General features: G+C 62.9%; 19 protein-coding genes and 1 pseudogene. 10 read left to right on the forward strand and 10 right to left on the reverse strand.

Annotated features, from left to right (window positions below; genetic code table 11):
• Positions 1-128 precede the first annotated feature (128 nt).
• The 3 genes from BJG93_RS26760 to BJG93_RS26770 all read right to left on the reverse strand — a co-directional run bounded on the left by BJG93_RS26760 (position 129) and on the right by BJG93_RS26770 (position 1,740).
• The gene (locus BJG93_RS26760; RefSeq protein ID WP_027195101.1) at positions 129-614 is read right to left on the reverse strand and encodes a lysozyme inhibitor LprI family protein; all 486 of its coding nucleotides are present in this window, start codon (positions 612-614) and stop codon (positions 129-131) included.
• Positions 598-1,197, reverse strand: a complete 600-nt coding sequence (locus BJG93_RS26765) for a lysozyme (protein WP_154671724.1) — start codon at positions 1,195-1,197, stop codon at positions 598-600. Before BJG93_RS26765 ends, BJG93_RS26760 begins: the two co-directional genes overlap by 17 nt.
• A 126-nt stretch (positions 1,198-1,323) precedes the next feature.
• Entirely contained in the window at positions 1,324-1,740 is a 417-nt protein-coding gene (locus BJG93_RS26770; protein ID WP_027195102.1) for a hypothetical protein, read from the reverse strand.
• A 292-nt stretch (positions 1,741-2,032) separates the two neighbouring features.
• Here BJG93_RS26770 and BJG93_RS26775 point away from each other — a divergent pair, with 292 nt between their 5' ends.
• From BJG93_RS26775 to BJG93_RS26795, 5 genes and pseudogenes are all read left to right on the forward strand, one after another.
• On the forward strand, positions 2,033-2,671 hold the full coding sequence (locus BJG93_RS26775; protein ID WP_051374242.1) for a hypothetical protein: 639 nt from the start codon (positions 2,033-2,035) through the stop codon (positions 2,669-2,671).
• Positions 2,613-3,095, forward strand: coding sequence for a hypothetical protein (locus BJG93_RS26780; RefSeq protein WP_154671725.1), 483 nt, complete (start codon positions 2,613-2,615; stop codon positions 3,093-3,095). Before BJG93_RS26775 ends, BJG93_RS26780 begins: the two co-directional genes overlap by 59 nt.
• A 232-nt stretch (positions 3,096-3,327) precedes the next feature.
• Positions 3,328-3,620 (forward strand): annotated as a pseudogene (locus BJG93_RS26785) (POTRA domain-containing protein); the annotation flags it as partial.
• Between the two features lie 96 nt (positions 3,621-3,716).
• Entirely contained in the window at positions 3,717-4,112 is a 396-nt protein-coding gene (locus BJG93_RS26790) for an ester cyclase (protein ID WP_027195104.1), read from the forward strand.
• 13 nt (positions 4,113-4,125) lie between these two features.
• Entirely contained in the window at positions 4,126-4,779 is a 654-nt protein-coding gene (locus BJG93_RS26795) for a hypothetical protein (protein ID WP_027195105.1), read from the forward strand.
• 135 nt (positions 4,780-4,914) lie between these two features.
• Here the strand turns inward: BJG93_RS26795 and BJG93_RS26800 are convergent, their stop codons facing one another.
• Positions 4,915-6,027, reverse strand: coding sequence for a YVTN family beta-propeller repeat protein (locus tag BJG93_RS26800; RefSeq protein ID WP_027195106.1), 1,113 nt, complete (start codon positions 6,025-6,027; stop codon positions 4,915-4,917).
• A 179-nt stretch (positions 6,028-6,206) separates the two neighbouring features.
• On the opposite strand from BJG93_RS26800, the gene BJG93_RS26805 reads away from it, so the two are divergent.
• The 5 genes from BJG93_RS26805 (at position 6,207) to gph (ending at position 9,872) form a co-directional block, all read left to right on the forward strand.
• Positions 6,207-6,971 carry a TonB family protein gene (locus BJG93_RS26805; protein WP_231337525.1) on the forward strand — a complete coding sequence of 255 codons (765 nt, stop codon included), beginning with the start codon at positions 6,207-6,209 and terminating at the stop codon, positions 6,969-6,971.
• A gap of 45 nt (positions 6,972-7,016) precedes the next feature.
• Positions 7,017-7,787, forward strand: coding sequence for a MotA/TolQ/ExbB proton channel family protein (locus BJG93_RS26810; protein ID WP_027195108.1), 771 nt, complete (start codon positions 7,017-7,019; stop codon positions 7,785-7,787).
• A complete protein-coding gene (locus BJG93_RS26815; protein ID WP_027195109.1) occupies positions 7,778-8,200 on the forward strand; it encodes an ExbD/TolR family protein in 423 nt (140 codons plus the stop codon). The genes BJG93_RS26810 and BJG93_RS26815 overlap by 10 nt, the downstream gene beginning before the upstream one ends.
• 149 nt (positions 8,201-8,349) lie before the next feature.
• Positions 8,350-9,168 (forward strand): HAD family hydrolase, encoded by an 819-nt coding sequence (locus BJG93_RS26820; protein ID WP_027195110.1) that lies wholly within the window; start codon positions 8,350-8,352, stop codon positions 9,166-9,168.
• The gene (gph, locus tag BJG93_RS26825) at positions 9,168-9,872 is read left to right on the forward strand and encodes a phosphoglycolate phosphatase (protein ID WP_027195111.1); all 705 of its coding nucleotides are present in this window, start codon (positions 9,168-9,170) and stop codon (positions 9,870-9,872) included. Before BJG93_RS26820 ends, gph begins: the two co-directional genes overlap by 1 nt.
• Here the strand turns inward: gph and BJG93_RS26830 are convergent.
• The 6 genes from BJG93_RS26830 to BJG93_RS26855 all read right to left on the reverse strand — a co-directional run bounded on the left by BJG93_RS26830 (position 9,869) and on the right by BJG93_RS26855 (position 17,079).
• Positions 9,869-10,531 carry an ankyrin repeat domain-containing protein gene (locus BJG93_RS26830; protein WP_027195112.1) on the reverse strand — a complete coding sequence of 221 codons (663 nt, stop codon included), beginning with the start codon at positions 10,529-10,531 and terminating at the stop codon, positions 9,869-9,871. The two genes, gph and BJG93_RS26830, sit on opposite strands and share 4 nt — an antisense overlap.
• A gap of 16 nt (positions 10,532-10,547) precedes the next feature.
• A complete protein-coding gene (locus BJG93_RS26835) occupies positions 10,548-11,168 on the reverse strand; it encodes a c-type cytochrome (protein WP_027195113.1) in 621 nt (206 codons plus the stop codon).
• Positions 11,165-12,898, reverse strand: coding sequence for a pyrroloquinoline quinone-dependent dehydrogenase (locus BJG93_RS26840; RefSeq protein ID WP_027195114.1), 1,734 nt, complete (start codon positions 12,896-12,898; stop codon positions 11,165-11,167). The genes BJG93_RS26835 and BJG93_RS26840 overlap by 4 nt, the downstream gene beginning before the upstream one ends.
• A gap of 309 nt (positions 12,899-13,207) precedes the next feature.
• On the reverse strand, positions 13,208-14,080 hold the full coding sequence (locus BJG93_RS26845) for a VOC family protein (protein WP_027195115.1): 873 nt from the start codon (positions 14,078-14,080) through the stop codon (positions 13,208-13,210).
• Positions 14,081-14,271: 191 nt separating this feature from the next.
• Entirely contained in the window at positions 14,272-15,975 is a 1,704-nt protein-coding gene (locus BJG93_RS26850) for a SulP family inorganic anion transporter (protein ID WP_407675324.1), read from the reverse strand.
• Between the two features lie 144 nt (positions 15,976-16,119).
• The gene (locus tag BJG93_RS26855; protein ID WP_027195117.1) at positions 16,120-17,079 is read right to left on the reverse strand and encodes a DUF2950 domain-containing protein; all 960 of its coding nucleotides are present in this window, start codon (positions 17,077-17,079) and stop codon (positions 16,120-16,122) included.
• Positions 17,080-17,082 lie beyond the last annotated feature (3 nt).

The raw sequence follows: 17,082 nt of genomic DNA on the forward strand, positions 1-17,082 counted from the left end.
CATATCAAACCAATCCTCTCAATCAAAGTGCGTGCGTTGCATCGCGCGTTCATGCTCGTCGACGACTGCGAATCGCCCCGCCGAAGTGGGGTTGGGTCGTTTATTGATTAACACTAACTTTAATAAGTTCACTCATTAATTGGCTTTGTCAGTTCGTCGAGCCGATTCCTGGTCATTCTAGCCATGCAGTCCCAAAACTCGACGAATCGCAACGATGCCTGTCCAGCCTCATACACGTCGGCATAACATTCGTTGTCGCGATAGTACTTCCAATTCTCCTGTCCTCTCCGAAAATAGGGAAGTGCCTCGGGTTCGCCACGCGTCCGAAGTTGCTTGTCACCGTCAGCCATGATCTGCTCTATAGCGGATACCTTCTTTTCGAGGGTCTGTGCAACGCGCTCGAAATCGTGCTGAGCGCAAGCCGAGACGTCCATTGTTGCTACTGCATCATTCTTGCAAAATCGTTGGATTTGCTCCTCGGTTTTTCCGGCGAAGTATTGACTAGTCGGCGTGGCCTTCGTGTAGTCGAACGTAGAGCCGTAGATCGAGCTTGACGAATATGCTGGCGAAGATGCCAGGAAAAGACAAATCGCAATATTAGTGGCTCGCATCATAGATGCCCGTTTCAAATAGTTTTGCTTCGGATTTGCGGCGCTTTGGCACCCGTTGCGCAATGAAAGAGCGAATTACGTCCCCCATTTCTTTGTACTCCCCCCGATTGAGGTAGGCGGCGAGGTGATGACACCGCGTTTCTGGATACCATGCGTCAACTTTACTGTGGTTCTCACCCGTATTAAAAAGGACCGATACTAAGGCGTCGTATTCGTACTGATGCAGAAAGACCTTCACTTCACGATTGATTGCAGCTTCGACACTCATTAAGTTTTTCTTAAAGAAGTTGCGCGCCCGGTCGACCGGTATGACATCGCCAACATGCAAATTGTCTTGCGGGGTGACTTTATGACCAAACCCCACAGTCGGAATACCATAGCCGTCGTTGTAGACCTGTACGATAAAGCCATCGACCACTCGTTGACCGAGATAATTAGTACCGTTAAGAATCCCGCTTTCAAGGACGGCCATAAAGGTATATCCGTTTGTGGAAAGCTTCCACGGCTTGCCGTGCCTATCGCAACGCAGGTCAATGCACGAATTCTGGCTTGTATCTGTTAGCGCTCTTCCAATTGCATCAGGCATTACGTCTCCTGCGGCCAATGTAAATGTGAATGAATCGCGCGCGGTCCGTCCGGTAGCGCGAGCTGCGCCCCTGCGATTCGGAATTGCCGTGAACAAGTTCGACGGCTACGTAGTGGACGCCCGACATCAAGCGTCCTTGTGTCCGAGATATACGGCGAGTTGCTGCCGAACGCTTGTTCTGTAGCGGGCTGTGCGTCCCGCGTGATCCGTAACGCCATGCTTCAGCTCGCCAGAAGGGAAACGGACCGTATAGAACGTATCGGGAACGGCATGGCCGTCGCTGTCGCGCAGCGTGAACTGCTGATCGAAACGGTTCCGTGAGCGTCCGCGACAATCGCACGCCCATGCGTAACCCAGGGCTTCGGCCATGTCGTAACCGGTTCGATACGGCTTCAGCGTATCGAACGCAAACCATTCGCCGGTTTCGGCTTTCAGCGCCATTGTGGACGGCATTGGCGGGAAGTTTGAGTAGATTGAATAGGTGATACGGCAAAGCAGGCACTCTTCCATGCCCCCGGTTTCATCCTGTTTCTGTTGTTCCATTTTGACCTCTTCTGATGTTCTAGAAAACGCTCGACGAATTAATCATCGAAAACGCGACTCGGTCAATGACTTTAAATTGAGATAAAACCGTTTTGACAAAGATTGACGATTGCTTCCGAACGTTATTGCTGGACGTACCAGCCGCACGTATTGATACACCAGTTGCGCCCGCCCCTTGCCTCACGACAACGACCAAGGATCGACCTTGCCACCCTCGATCACGAAATGCTTCGCATCGGGATTCGAGGGGAATAGGCGTCAGTCCTCACCATCAGCTATCGCATCCGCAAGAATGACTAGTCGCGACGATCACAAGCTGGACGGATATGTGCAAAGCCTCACGCTGGTCAGCATGATCGAGGGGACGGCTCCGCGGCCGTACGTCTACCGCTCCACGTTCGCCAAAGCGGCGAAGTACATGGCCGGGCAACTGAACCCTGCGCTCCAGCACAAACTGTTCAAGTCCATCAGCCGCTATGATTCGCTGCACCGTAGCTACTTCAGCGGCGTCCCGGACTCGTACTGGACGCCGACGGTCGCCGTCACGTACCACATCGTCTATTTCTTCGTGGTGCTGTCGATGGCGCTTGCGCTGTTACTGATCTACAAGCTGGCCCGGATGCGTGGCCTGTCGTTCGGGCAGGCACTCGGGTTTTTGGCTGGCTTCAGCTTCATCTACCCACTTACCTTCCAGGCGGGCGCGTACTACTACGACTTCATCGAAATACTGGGCGTGTTCAGCGCATGCTATTTCATGCTGAAGCGCTGGATGATCCCCTGCACGCTGGCGATTGCGTTTTTTCTCGTTCAACAAGGAAACGTTCTTTCTCGTGCCGCTTGGGTTGTTCTTCCTGCACCAGCGGGACGTCCCGATGCGCAGCCGGTTCGGCTGGCTGGCGCTCCAGTTGGTATGCTGTTTCGTCAGCCGTGATTTCATCATGAACGGCTACGAAGCGAACAGCGGCGGTTTCATCGAGTTTCACGCGAAGGAAAACCTGCTGTTCTGGCTTAACCCGGCTTCATACGTTCGTTTCTATAACCTGGTTGCCAAGGGCATCCTGACGCCGAGCCTTCACAATCCGCTGATCCTTGTGCCCACGATTGTGTTCTTTCGCCGTGCGTGGCAGGAGACCAGTGTGAGCGACAGACGATACTTCCTTGCCGCGTTCCTGCCGCTCCTCGTTCTGTTCGTGCTCTTCGGCTATACCGACGAGATACGCAGCCTTTCCCTTGCTTTCCCCGCGATCGTGCTCCTCGCATTGAATGGCGCGAGCCGTTTCGGCCAGATCTTTTCGAACGCAGAAAGCGATCAGGCGCACATCGAGACGCGCGTGCGTTCCAACGTAGCGGGCTAGTCATGTCGTTGATCGCGTTGATTTCCAGCGGTATGTTGAGCGGGACTGGCAAGTGTTCTGCTGCGGCTCGCCGCACTTCGGGCGCCGACACCGTCAGTAGGTGAGTGGGTGCCGCTTTTGCTCCGCGTGGCCGCAATAGGCTCTTACGGAGTCGGATTTGCTCTCTATGCGCTTGCGCTTCGCAAGGCCAGTCTGGGCGTCGGCTATCCGTTGATGGTCGCTGTCTCGATCCTACCGTGGCCAATGCGTCGGCAAGGCAGCACTCGATACGCTCACCAAGGGATTGCAGCAGACAATTCTCGGTCGCGGCCACATCACGACACGCGTGCTGCTGCCCGAGCAGGACCTGTCAACCGGCACGCTAAAGTTTGCACTGGTGCCCGGTGTCGTACGCGCGATCCGCTTCGCCGACCCCGCCACGCGCGGCACATGGAAAACGGCCTCCCGGCCCGCGAGGGCGACATACTGAACCTGCGTGACCTCGAACAGGGACTCGAACAGGTAAAGCGCGTCAGCAGCCTGGACCGGGCATGCTGTACGCGAGCGTCGGCAACGACACTCGACATCATCGCGTGGATCCCCGAAAATCAAGCAACTGTCGGCAGATGAGGGGCGATTGTCATGGGCGAAATCAATCTTTCTCAGGTATACCGGGGCTATATCGCCTGCTTGAACGCGCAGGACTGGTCGAAGCTCGGAGGCTTTGTTCGCGATGACGTGAAATACAACGGCCAACGGATCGGCTTGTCAGGCTATCGCGAGATGCTTGAGAGAGATTTCCGCGAAATCCCGGACCTACGCTTTGAAATTCAACTTCTCGTCTGCGAGCCACCGCGTATTGCGAGCCGATTGCAGTTTGACTGTACGCCTATCGATACATTTCTCGGACTGCCCGTAGAGGGGAAACGCGTCGCGTTTGCCGAGAACGTCTTCTATGAGTTGCTTGGAAACAAGATACATGAAGTCTGGTCGGTCATCGACAAGGCTGCGGTTGAACGCCAGCTGATGACCAGTTGAACAAAGATAACCAATGAAGCAAGCGCTTCTTGCCATCTCGCTCCTGTTACTCCTAGGTGCCGGAGGATGCGCGCAGCCCACGGCGGTCGGCGTCCCGTCGCACTCGTTGGCGAATGCATCGCTGGCTGTATGCCCTAATTTGAGCGGCAAGTATTCGGGCGCCGGTCAGATGGTGCGCGGGGATCCGACCCAGCAGATCGGCACGAGACTGCCGATCGATTTAGCATTGCCTGTTGGCGACGTAGATGCATGGAGAGCAATGGTCCGCCAATACAGGACGGACGATCACCACATCGTCACGCCTCCCGACTACGCCACGCTGATACCGTCGGGCGACAATCAGTACGTCGTCGCTACTTTCTACGGCGACGTGAAGATCGGCGAATTTCGGACGGGCTTCATGAAAGCGCAGCGTGTCACATGCGAAAGCGGTGTAATGCATCTTACTTTCGAACCGGAAGAAGTGCGGTCCGACTATGGACCGAATCACGTGACGACAGAAGATACTTTGTGGATCGATGCCAACGGTGATCTGGTCTTCCGGCGCGACATGAAGGTCGAATATCACGCGCTGCTGTTCCACCTGCCCATGGGAACCGGTCACTTCTTCGAAGAATACCGTTTTTCGCGCATCGAGCTTGCAATGCGGCCGGCGCCGTTGCGATGATCACATCATCTGTTTCTCGAGGTATCCGGGGCATCAGCGGCGTATTCGCTCGGCATCGCTTGCTCGCGGCGGCGACGCCGCGCGCGAACATGCTGCTATGGCAGCACCCCACAACAGCTCATTCGCCCGCTTCGCTCAGTGCGACTCAATCGAGCCGTCGCTGTGCGGATACGTGACGATGCCCCACGCGAGCGGCAACTCGCCGATCTGCTTGAGCGGCTGATAGCTGTTCGCGTCGAGCACATAGACCGCGTCGGAGCGCCCGCACGCGACCATCAGCTTCGAGCCGTCCGGCGTGAAGCTGAAATGCCAGCAACGCTGACCGACCGGCACATCGGTGACATGTTCGTACGTGTGGCCGTCGAACACCTGCACCACCTTGTCGCGCGCGGCCGCCACGAAGAGCCGCCGACCGTTCGGGCCGAACGCGACGCCATAGGGCCCGAGTTTGGTGTCGACGGTCTTGACGACGTCGAACGTATGCGCGTCGATCACGACGAACTTGCTGAGCGACTCCAGCGTGACCACATAGTATTTGCCGTCGGGCGACAGCCGGATGCCGCGCGGCCGGCCGCCCGCCGCGAGCTTCACGGTTCGGATCGGCGCGCCGGTGCGAGCGTGATAGATCGACACCGTGTCGTCGCCTTCGTTGGTGACGAGCATCATCTGGCCGTCGCGCGAAAATTCAATGCCTTCGGTTTCGTGGCCGCTCGTGACCGAGCGGATCACACGCCAGTTTTTCATATCGATGATCGCGATTTCCGCGGGCGGCTTGTTCGCGTCGTCGTCGTCCGCGCCGGGCTTGCCGCCCGCGTTCGCGTCGGGCTTGCCCTCGGGTTTGCCTGCCGGTTTGGCTCCCGGCGGGCCGCTCTCCTCGCCGGGCTCGTAGGTCACGTACGCGTAGCCGTTGCGCACCCGCACGAATTCAGGGTTTTTGCCGATCTTCACGCGCTGCACGACCTTGCCCGTGGCCGTGTCGATCACCGCGAGATCGTTCGTGTTCTTGTTCGCGACCAGCAGGCGCGTGCCGTCGGCGTTCAGGCTCAGGCCGCGCGGGCCGTCCGCGCCGACCGGAAAGGTCTGCGCCAGCGTCATCTGGTCGATATCGATCACGCCGACGCCGGCCTTCTCGCTCGTCACGTAGGCGAGCGGCGCGCTCGCGGCATGCGCGGCGCTCGCCAGCATGAACGCGCAGGCCAGCGCGAGGGAACGGCGTGGCGGTCGGGGGAAAGTCCGTGTCTCCAGCATCGTGGTACTCCGGGTTGAAATCGCGGCGCCGCGATGGTTCGCGTCATCGTTTCAAGGTAGCCCACCGGGCGATTGTTTGACAACGCGAATCGGACGGGAGATTTTCCCGAATTGCTTCGCGCCGGCCATTGGGGTTTGAAAAGCAGGGGCTGCGGGGGACAATGAGCGCGGAGGTGACGATGAAGCTGCAAGTTGCCATGGGGAACCCAGAAAGTTCTACGCATCGCGCGGCCGATTACCGCGGCGTGGCCATCGTGCTGGGCGCCGTGATCGTCGCGCATCTGGTGCTGCTCGCCATCGCGTTGAGCGCGCGCAACAGCATCGTCGAGCGTCAGGTCGAGCCGCGCACGATCACCGCGTTGCTGCTGAGCCCCGAACCCTCCCCGCCCGTTGTTTCGCCTGCCGCGCCGCCCACACGCGCCGCTGTCGTTCCGCCTGCGCCCACGCCGCCCGTCACGCGCCCCGCCGCGCGCGTCAAACCGGTGCCACAGCCGCGCGCGCAGGTGCCGCGCAGTGTTGAAACGCCGCGGCCCAAGCCGTCCGCGTCGCGCGAAAGCAGCGCGCAGCCCGTCACGCAAACCGCCGTGCCCGAGACGGCAGCGGCCGCCGCGCCATCGGCGGCGTCGGCTCCCGCCGCCCATCCGGCGGTGCGCGCATCGAGCGAGCCGCGCAACGTGTCGCATGTCGACTGCTCGATTCCGAAGCCCGACTATCCCGACATCTCGAAGCGGCGCGGCGAGCATGGCACCGCCATCGTGCGTTTCGTCGTCGGGCTGAGCGGGCATATCGAAACGGCGCAGCTACAAACCAGCAGCGGCTCCGCGCGGCTCGACGACGCGGCGCTCGCCGCCGTCCATGCGGGCGCCTGCCAGCCGTACACCGAAAACGGCACGCCGCTGCGCGCGGCGTACTCGCAGTCGTTCGTGTTCGGACTGACCGAGTGAGCGAACCGCGAACCAGATCAGGGACATTAAACGAAGGGACTCGCCATGCAACATTACGGACTCGCAAACGTCTGGGATTCAGGTGATATCGTCACGCGCGGCATTCTGAGCGTGCTCGTGATCATGTCGGTGCTGTCGTGGACGGTGATCATCGTGAAGCTGTGGCAGTTGATCCGCCTCAGGCGCGTGACCCGCCACAGCGACGCGCGCTTCTGGAGCGCAGACCGCTTCGACGATGGGCTGCGCAGTCTCGGCCACCCGGACTCGAGCGCGCACGACAACCCGCTGCTCGCGCTCGCGCTGGCGGGCCATGAAGCCGCGACGCACCATCGGCAAACGCAGCAGCATCTGCACGACCGCATCGACGTGTCCGACTGGATCACCCGGCGTTTGCAGGACACGATGGAGGAGACGGTCGCGCGCCTGCAAAGCGGCCTCGCGATCCTCGCGTCGATCGGCAGCACCGCGCCTTTCGTCGGGCTGTTCGGCACCGTATGGGGCATCTACCACGCGCTGATCGTGATCGGCGAGACCGGTCAGACGTCGATCGATCATGTCGCCGGTCCGGTCGGCGAGTCGCTGATCATGACGGCGTTCGGGCTCTTCGTCGCGATTCCGGCCGTCCTCGGCTACAACGGTCTGACGCGCGCGAACCGCTCGATCGTCGCGCGTCTGAAGCGTTTCGCGCACGGCTTGCATGCGTATTTCGTGACCGGCTCGCAATTGCCGTCGAGCGCCGGGCCGCAGATGCGCGTGGTGCCGGGCGGCACCAACGCAACGAACCCCACCCGAGACGGAGACCTCGAATGGCAATGAGCCCTTTCTCCGACGACGACGATCAAGGTCTGATGAACGAGATCAACATGACGCCGCTCGTCGACGTGATGCTGGTTCTGCTGATCATTTTTCTCGTCACCATTCCGGCCTTGCAACACGCGGTCAGGGTCGATCTGCCGCACGCGAGCAGCCAGCCGGAGGCGGTCAAGCCCGCGCACGTGGACGTCGCGGTGCAGGCGGACGGCACGCTGCTGTGGGACGGCCAGCCCGTGACCGACGACGGCTTGCGCGCGCGCATCGCGCAGGCCGCGCTCGCGACCCCGCAGCCGGAGCTGCATTTGCGCGCCGATCGCAAGGTGCCGTACGAGCAGGTTGCGATCGTGATGTCGGCGGCGCAGCGCGGCGGGCTGACGAAGATGGGTTTCGTGACCGATCCGCAGTTGGGCAAATGACGCAGCGCGGGGGAGTGCGAGTTCCGGCGCACGCCGGTACATAAGGTCCGCTTACCGGCGGCGAAAGAATCTCTGAATTTGAATCGGCGAGCGGCTCGGCTATCGTGGTGCGGGTCTGAACGGCACACCACCCTCGCGAGGACCGCACGATGCAAGCCCTCATCTTCGACGTCGACGGCACGCTCGCCGACACCGAGACCGCTCACCTGCACGCATTCAATGCCGCGTTTGCCGAAGCGGGCCTCGACTGGTCCTGGGACGAGGCGCTCTATGCGGGTCTTCTGAAAGTGGCGGGCGGCAAGGAGCGTCTGCTCCATTACTGGCGCACGGTCGAGTGCGAAGAAGCCGGGGGCGCGCGGGTGCGAGAGGCCGTCGACGCGCTGCACGCGCTGAAGACGCGCCACTACACCGAGCGGATGCGCGAGCGCGGCGTGCCGCTGCGACCCGGCATCGCGCGTCTGATCGACGAAGCGAACGAGGCCGGCTTGCGCGTGGCAATCGCGACGACCACGACGCCCGCCAACCTCGACGCGCTGCTGCACGCGCATTTCGGCGCGAGCTGGCGCCATCGCTTCGCGGCAATCGGCGACGCCGGCACCACGCCGGCGAAAAAGCCCGCTCCCGACGTCTATCGCCACGTGCTCGAACAGCTGGGCTTGCAGCCCGCTGCATGCCTCGCCTTCGAAGACTCGCGCAACGGCCTGCTGGCGGCGCGCGCCGCGCATGTGCCCGTCGTCGTCACGCCGAGCGCGTTTACCGCGCGTGAGGACTTCGATGGCGCGCTGGCCGTGCTGCCTCATCTCGGCGATCCGCACGCGCCGATTGTTTCGATGGTGCGCGGCGAATGGCATCGCTGGGTGGATCTCGCCACACTGCGCCGCTGGCATGACGACGCCGCGCGCGGTCCCGATACGGCCGCGCGCGGCGCACCGGACGCGGGCCAGGCGAGCGCGACCGGGAGCGTGTGATGGCGATAAACCGCGATTGCCGCGCAGTCCTGATCGATCTGGACGGCACGATGGTCGATACCGCGCCGGACATCGTCGCGGCCGCCGGCTTGATGCTGAAAGACTTCGGCGCCGCGCCGCTGCCGTATGACATGGTGACCGGCTTCATCGGCAACGGCGTACGCAGGCTCGTGCGCCGCTCACTGGACGCGGCGGGCCTCGGCGAGCACGTCGAGCTGGAGCACGCGCAGGCCGTGTTCGAGCGGCACTACGCGATGACCAACGCGAAGCTCGGTCGGGTTTTTCCTGGCGTGATGGCCGGCTTGCACGCATTGCGGCAGCACGGATACCGCTGCGCGTGCGTGACCAACAAGCCGCAAACGCTGGCGGCAGCGCTGCTCGAGAAAACGGCGCTTGCCGCATATCTGGACGTGCTGGTCGCGGGCGACACCGTGGCGAGCATGAAGCCGTCGCCCGAGCCGCTTTGGCACGCGTGCCGGCTGCTCGACGTCGAGCCCGCCCGTAGCGCGCTGGTCGGCGATTCATCGGTCGATGTGGCGGCGGCGCGCGCGGCCGGTCTGCCGGTCTTTATCGTCAGCTACGGCTATGGCGGCGCGAGCGGCGCGGAGATGCCGCGTGGCGACGCACTGATCGATTCGTTCGAGGCCTTGCCGGCGATTCTGGCGCAAGCGCGACCGGCATGGCGCGTTGATTCAAGCCGCTAACTCGCCGATAACAACGCCGCGACCCGCTCCGACTTCGTCTGCACCGCGATGTCCTTCGCCGTCATCCCGCGGTTGTCCCTCAACGACCGGTCCGCGCCGCGCGCGAGCAACAGTTGGGCGGTTTCCGCGCGATCGTATCCCGCCGCCCACATCAGCGCGGTCAGATCGTTCTTGTAGGCCCGGTTCACGTCGATGCCGGCATCGAGCAGCTCACTCACGACCTTCGCATGTCCCTGGCCCGCCGCGTATTCCATCGCGGTCTTGCCGACGCGATCCGTCGCGAGCGGATCGGCGCCATGCGCGAGCAGCAGCGCGACGATCTGATCGAAGCCGCCGTAGGCGGCGGCCATCAACGGCGTGTCGCCCGGCGCGTTCACATGCTGCACGTTCGCGCCGCGCTCGATCAGCGTGCGCGCCATCGCCGCGTCACCCTTCTTGCACGCGGTGACGAGCGCGGTGTCGCCGATGCGGTTCATCGCATCGACCGACGCGCCGCGCTGCAACGCCGCGACGACCGACTGTTGATCGTCGTCCTTGGCGGCCGCGAGCAGTTGGCGGTTGATTTCCCCCTGATCCTGCGCGAGCGCCGGCACGCACGCGCCGGCTGCGGCGGCGAGCACAACGGCGGCCGCGAGCGGCCGGGCGAACACGTCTCTCATGGTGTCGTCCCCCGTGCTACTGAAGGTTGTTGACATAGGCGGCCAGATGATGGATGTCGTCGTCGGTCAGATTGCGCGTCACGCTGGTCATGTTGCCCGCATCGTTGGTGCGCGTGTGCGAGCGAAAGTCCTGCAATTGCTTGACGATGTACTGATAGTGCTGACCGGCCACGCGCGGAATCTCGTTCTGCCCGGAAAAGCCGCCCAGGTGGCACATCGTGCACAGCACCTCGGCCGCCTTCTTGCGACCCGCTTCGATGCTCGCGCCATCCGCGTTGAACGGCACCGATACGGGCTTTTGCGCGGCGAAGTAATCGGCGAGGTCCTGCATGTCCTCGCTCGACAGGTTCGCCGCCATCGGCGACATGCGCGGATCGCTGCGCCGCCCCTGCTTGAAGTCCTTCAGTTCCAGGTACAGATAGCGCGCGGTTTGCCCGGCCAGAATCGGATAGTCCGGACTGGTCGAATTGCCCATCGGCCCGTGACAGGCCACGCACACCTGCGCTTTCGCCTTGCCCGCCTCGGTGTCGGCGCGCGCGCCCGACGGCAGCGATGCGGCGATCAGCTCGCCGCATAGCAGCGCCACCCATGCGGCGCGCGCCACCGCCGGCGCGCCCGTCCGCGCCGGCCGCCTCATGGCACCGCGAACACGACGACGCTGTTGCCGCGCTTGAAGTCGATCTGCGTATTGCCGCCCGCCGCGACCGCGATGTACTGCTTGCCGTTCACCGTGTACGACACGGCTGGCGCGTTGACGCCTGCGCCGCACTGAAACTCCCACAGCTTCTTGCCGCTGGCGGCATCGAACGCGCGGAACAGACCGTTGCCCTCGCCGTTGAACACGAGACCGCCCGCCGTCGCGAGCACGCCGCCGATGAGCGGTTGGTCGGTCTTGTAATCCCATGCGATCTTGCCGGTGTCGACGTTCACGGCCGACAGCTTGCCCCATTGCTGCTCGTTCGCTATGACCTTGAACGCACCGCCGAGCCACAGCTTGCTGCCGCCCGGATAGGCGGCTTCCTCGACCTGGTACGTCATCGGCTGATGCAGGTTGGCCGCGTAGACGAGGCGCGTGTGCGGATCGAACGCGATCGGCGACCACTCGACGCCGCCGTTCGCGCCGGGCAGCATGCGCGCGCCGGCCGCGGTCGGCAAGGTCCACATGTTCTCCTGCGGAATCATCGCCTGCGAGAAGCGGATCAGCCGGCCGGTCGCGCGGTCATGCACGTACACGTGACCGGTCTTGCCCGCATGCACGATGCCGGGGATCATCTTGCCGTCGTTGTCGCGCACGTCGATCAGGATCGGCGGGCTCACCGCGTCGAGGTCCCACACATCGTGCGGCACGTACTGGTAGTGCCATTTGTACTTGCCGGTGTCGAGATCGATCGCGACGAGCGAATCCGTATAGAGGTTGTCTCCCGGCCGGACCGCGCCATACAGGTCCGGCGACGGATTGCCGACCACGAAGTACACGGTATGCGTCTGCCGGTCGATTGCCGGCGTCATCCAGACACCGCCGCCGAGCGTCTTGTAGAAGTCGCCGCCCTTGTCGGCCAGCTGCTTTTTCTCCGCGTCGATGTCGCGCTTCTCGTCGCGGCCGGTCGCGTCTTTGGTGGCCCACACGCCTTCCTGGCCGCTGTCCGGAATCGTGTAGAAGGTCCACAGCAACTGGCCGGAATTCGCGTCGTACGCCTTCACGAAGCCGCGAATACCGTACTCGCCGCCGTTCGTGCCGATCAGCACCTTGCCGTCGACGACCGTCGGCGCCATCGTTTCCGAGTAGCCCTCGTCGGGATCGGCGATCTGGCTTTGCCACAACACGTTGCCGGTTTTGGCGTCGAGCGCGACGAGCTTGGAGTCGAGCGTGCCCATATAGAGCCGGTCGCCCGAGATCGCGACGCCGCGATTGTTGGGCCCGCAACAGAACGTCGTGACGGGACCCATCTTGTGCTTGTAATGCCAGTACTCCTTGCCCGTCGTCGCATCGATCGCGTACACGTGATTGAACGACGTGGTCAGGAACATCACGCCGTTCGACACGATCGGCGCCGTTTCCATCGACTCGCTGACGGCCGTCTGGAAGATGAACACCGGTTTGAGCTTCGCGACGTTCGTCCGGTTGATCTGCGAGCCGGGATAAAAGCGCGTCTGCGCGTACGAGCCGTTCGGATGCAGCCAGGCCGCCGTCGTGCCGCTCGCGCGATCGAGCTGTTCCTGGGTCACGGGCTGAAGCGTCGATGGCATCGGCGCTGCCGTAGTGGTCGAGCTGTTCTGAACTTCGTCGGCGGCGTGGGCCACGGGCAAGCCTAAGGCGATGGCGAGCAGCGGCAGGCCGACAATTCCTTGAATGCGGTTGAATGGCATCAGCGTCTCCTAGCTTTTTATCGTTCCTATGATTTGCAGCGCAGGAGTGCGACATGGATCCACGCGGACGACAGCGTGAAAGAGCACGATGGCGCAACCCTCGCAGACAACAAAAGCGTACGACTTCGAATCGTTGTTTGCTCTGTCAGGACGGGTCGGCTTCGCAGAGAGGGGAGAAGTGATGCACGGGTCCGCGGAAAACCGGCTCGTTTAAGGGTAGGCGATGTGTCGTGGATTTTCCAGGTTAAAACGTTAAGGAGTGGGAAGCGCGTGAGCTGGCGCTGCACTTCCCGCCGCGTATTGCTGTGATCAGAAGCGCCCGCCGCGCAAATCGGCACCCTTCTGATAATTCCGGTTGGTCTGTTCCGGGTTCCGGTTCACCAGCGCTCGCGCGTACAGCGGATGATGCAGGCTCCGCACTTCGTGCTCGATCCTGAAGCAGCGCTCCGCGGACGACAGATCGACGAGGTCGGCGAACCGGTACTGGTGCGGCTCTTCTCCATAGACCAGGCCTTTCGCGTTGAGGCGCTCGAACGGCCTTGAAAAAGCAGCGGTGTAAATGGCGATGTGGTGGCCGTCGTATTCAGGAATGGGCTCGGCCGTTTCCGCATACAGCAGCTGCTGATGCGTGCCGACGTCGATCACCGCGCGGTGCAATCCATGCTGCTCTTCGATGTCGACCGTCGCGTCGAAAATATCGCGGTAAAAGCGCGCGATAGGCAACGCGCTGCCGAGCGGCACATCCATCTTCACGAACGCAATGCCCAGATCGATTTCCGACCAGGGGTCCGAAGTGGATCGACCCGTGGGATCCAGACACGCGTAGCGGTTGCCCCATGGACAGGTCACTTCGACACTGCCTGCGCGCTCCGACCAGCCGAACGCGGTGCCGGCGAGCAGCGGCTCGACCGAGCGTAGACGCCTCACGAGCGCTTCACGCTCGCCTACCACGAGACCGACACTGCCCCGCAGTCGCTGCGCTGCGCCGTGCGGCAAGTGAATCTGGGATCGGCCGATGTTGATCCACATGTTCTCGACACCGGTCATCATGAACGGATCACGCGTGAGCCCGAGTCCGGTGACATAGAAGGCGGTGGCGAGCACCTGGTTGGGAATCTTCAGGTTGACGTGTTCGAGCAGGATCAGGTTGCCGGTATCTTCGCTAGCGTAGGAGTGTTCCATGTATTTGCCTCGTGCATGAGCCGCGAAACGCTGGGCCAATTATGCATCAGCCCATTGCCGGTTTTGCAGGCGACCGGCGTTCAGCTCTGCGCCTGCCCTTTCGGCACCGCGACGAGCGTCGCGTCGCGGCAAGCCACAGCGCGAGCGTGCGCGGCGGAACGAAATTCGCATGACCTGGGTATCTCCTCGCTTCATCTGCGCTTCGCGACGTCCGCGAGATCGCCGTTTTGCTGGAACGCGTCGACGACGTCCGCCACCGAAGCGCGCCGGCCGATGTGGCCGACACGCACTTCGAGCCCCTCGGCGCGCAGTATGTCGCGCCCCTCCGCGTGGGCGCCGACGACCTTCATCGCGGTGCCCGCGGCCTGAAGCGCGACCTGCAACGCTTCGAGCATGCGCGCGCCCGCCAGATCGACGACCGGCGACGCGGACAGATCGCAGATCACGAGCCGGACAGGCTCGGGCGCGGCGTGGATCAATCGCCAGATGGTCTCGCGCACGTGCTCGGCGTTGAAGTAAAGCAACGACGCTTCGACGCGCACCGCCAGCACATGCGCAATCGTTTCGTTTTCGACATGACGTTGCAGATCCGAGAAATAGCGCGTGCCGGGAATACGGCCCAGCATGGCGACGTGCGGATGCGCGGCACGGCGGATGATCAGCAGCATCGACACGAGCACCGCGACGATGACGCCCTTCAGGATGCCCAACAACAACACCGCCGCGAACGCCACCATCGAAATCGCAAATTCGAAGCGGCTCACGCGCCACACATGACGCAACTGTCCGACATCGACGAGGCCCTTCACGGCCACGAGCACGATTGCCGCCAGCACGACGTTGGGCAGATTCGCGAGCAGCCCGGTGAGGAACATCAGGCAGAAGCCGATCGCGAGCGACGCGAATACCAGTGCAAGCGCGCTTTTCGCGCCGGCCTTGTCGTTCACTGACGATTGCGAAAGGCCGCCCGCGACCGGATAGGCCTGGAACAATCCCGCGGCCAGATTGGCCGCTCCGAGACCCAGCAATTCCTGGCGGGCGTCGATCTCGTCGCCATGCGCCTGCGCAAGCGCGCGCGCGGCCGATACGCTCTCGACATAGGCCAGCAGCAGACACGCGAACGCGAGCGGGACGATGCCGTCGACATCGCGCAACCGCAGCCCCGGCAGACGGAATTCAGGCAAGCCCCGCGGCAGCGCGCCCACCAGCGTGAATCCGCGGCTGGCCAGCGGCGTGAGCGACAACACGACGATCGAAGCAGCGACGACGACGAGCGCTACCGGACGCCCCGGCAGAAATTTTTCGCCGAGCAGTAGCAACGCGATGCAAACGACGCCGAACCCGAGCACGCTGAGGTTGGTGAGCGGAAGCTGCCCCCACAGCACCGCGATCCGTTCGAAGAAAAACTCGCCGCCGCCTTTCACGCCGAACAGTTTCGGCAGCTGGGTCATCGCGATCGTGAGCGCGGCGCCCGCCTTGAAGCCGAGCAGGATCGTCTCGCTGATGAAGCTGACGAGCGAGCTCAACCGCAGCAGCCAGCCGATCACACACATGCCGGCGATCAACACCGCCGTGAGCGCCGAAATCGAAGCCCAGCGCGCCGGGTCGCCGCCGGCCATCGTCGCGACCGTCACGCCGACGAGCATCGAAATCGCCGAGGTCGGGCCGATCGCGAGCTGGCGCGACGAGCCGAACAGCGCGTAACAGACGCCGCCGGCCAGATAGCCGTAGATGCCGTATTGAGCCGGCAAGCCCGCGAGCGGCGCATACGCGAGCGATACCGGAATGCCATAAGCCGCGAGCGTCACGCCGGCGACCGCGTCGTTCACGAGCCATCGGGGCCGATAGCTTCGCAGCCACTGCGCGGGAGGAAACGCGGCACGCCACCCACGCATGGGCGGCGCGGCGGTCGAGAGGCCGGTGACGCTGGAAGGCTTGCTCAACGTAGCGCCTCGAGTATGGAAGCTGACTTGACGGAAGCACCGGCCGGAAGCACCGGCGCGCTCTGCGGCAATGGCTTCAGGGCATCCCGAAGCCGCTCAGAGCGGATCCTTGACGCGCTGCCATGTGCGATCCGGATTGAACTCGGTCACGGGCGGCGCATGCTTGCCACGGTCCTTCTGGTAGATCACGCCGTTGTTGTTGACCACGAAGGTCATCACACCGCTCGTGCCGTAGTACGCCGGATAAGCGACCATCGCGAAGCCCGCGATCATGTGCCCGTTGATCACGTAGCTGAACGCCCCGCCGGGCGCGCTCTTGCCCTGGCGGGTCAGAATGCGGAACTGGTAGCCTCGGTAGGGATCTCCCGCCGCGTGGCCTTTCAGATATTCGGAACTGGCGGCCACGAGCGGTCCGAATGGACTCTGTTCTTCGTCGCTGGTTTCATCGGTGTGCCAATACAGGCCATCATGCTTGCCCGGCGTGCTGGCCAGTTTTTGCGCGTATTCGAGCAGGCCGTCGTGGTTTCGGTCTTGCGACGCGTATTGGCGCTGCGCGTCGATATAGGCCTGCAGCACCTTGATCGCTTCGCGCTCGTTGGAGCCGATCCGTCGATTGATCAGTTCTTCTTCGCCCTGCTCCGTGGCGAAGCGCCACGTGCCCCCCTCTTTCACGATTGGCACCGGCATGGGCCACGCCTCGTCGCCGACCAGCAGAATCCGCCGGTTCGTTCCCCTATCGTCGAGCACGTGATACGCGTCGAGTTCCTTGCTCGCCTTGGCCCAGTTCGCCTCGTTCTCCGCTTGGTCAGGCGAAACCACGAGGCTTTTGTGCGCTTCGCCGAAGATCGCGACGAGCGCCGCTTCGTCGTCGGTCTTCAGTGCGTTGGACAGCGCGGCGACCGCGTCTTCCGGCGTGGCGAACGTTCGCTGTCCTTCGGCGAACGCGGCCAACGGCACCGACAGCGCGAGCACCATCGCACACAGTCGGCACGATGACGCAACACGTCGCAGCGAATCGACGCGTGCGCGCTTTCGGGGAATGCTCTGCCCGCTCATGGC

Source organism: Paraburkholderia sprentiae WSM5005 (assembly GCF_001865575.2).
GTDB lineage: Bacteria > Pseudomonadota > Gammaproteobacteria > Burkholderiales > Burkholderiaceae > Paraburkholderia > Paraburkholderia sprentiae.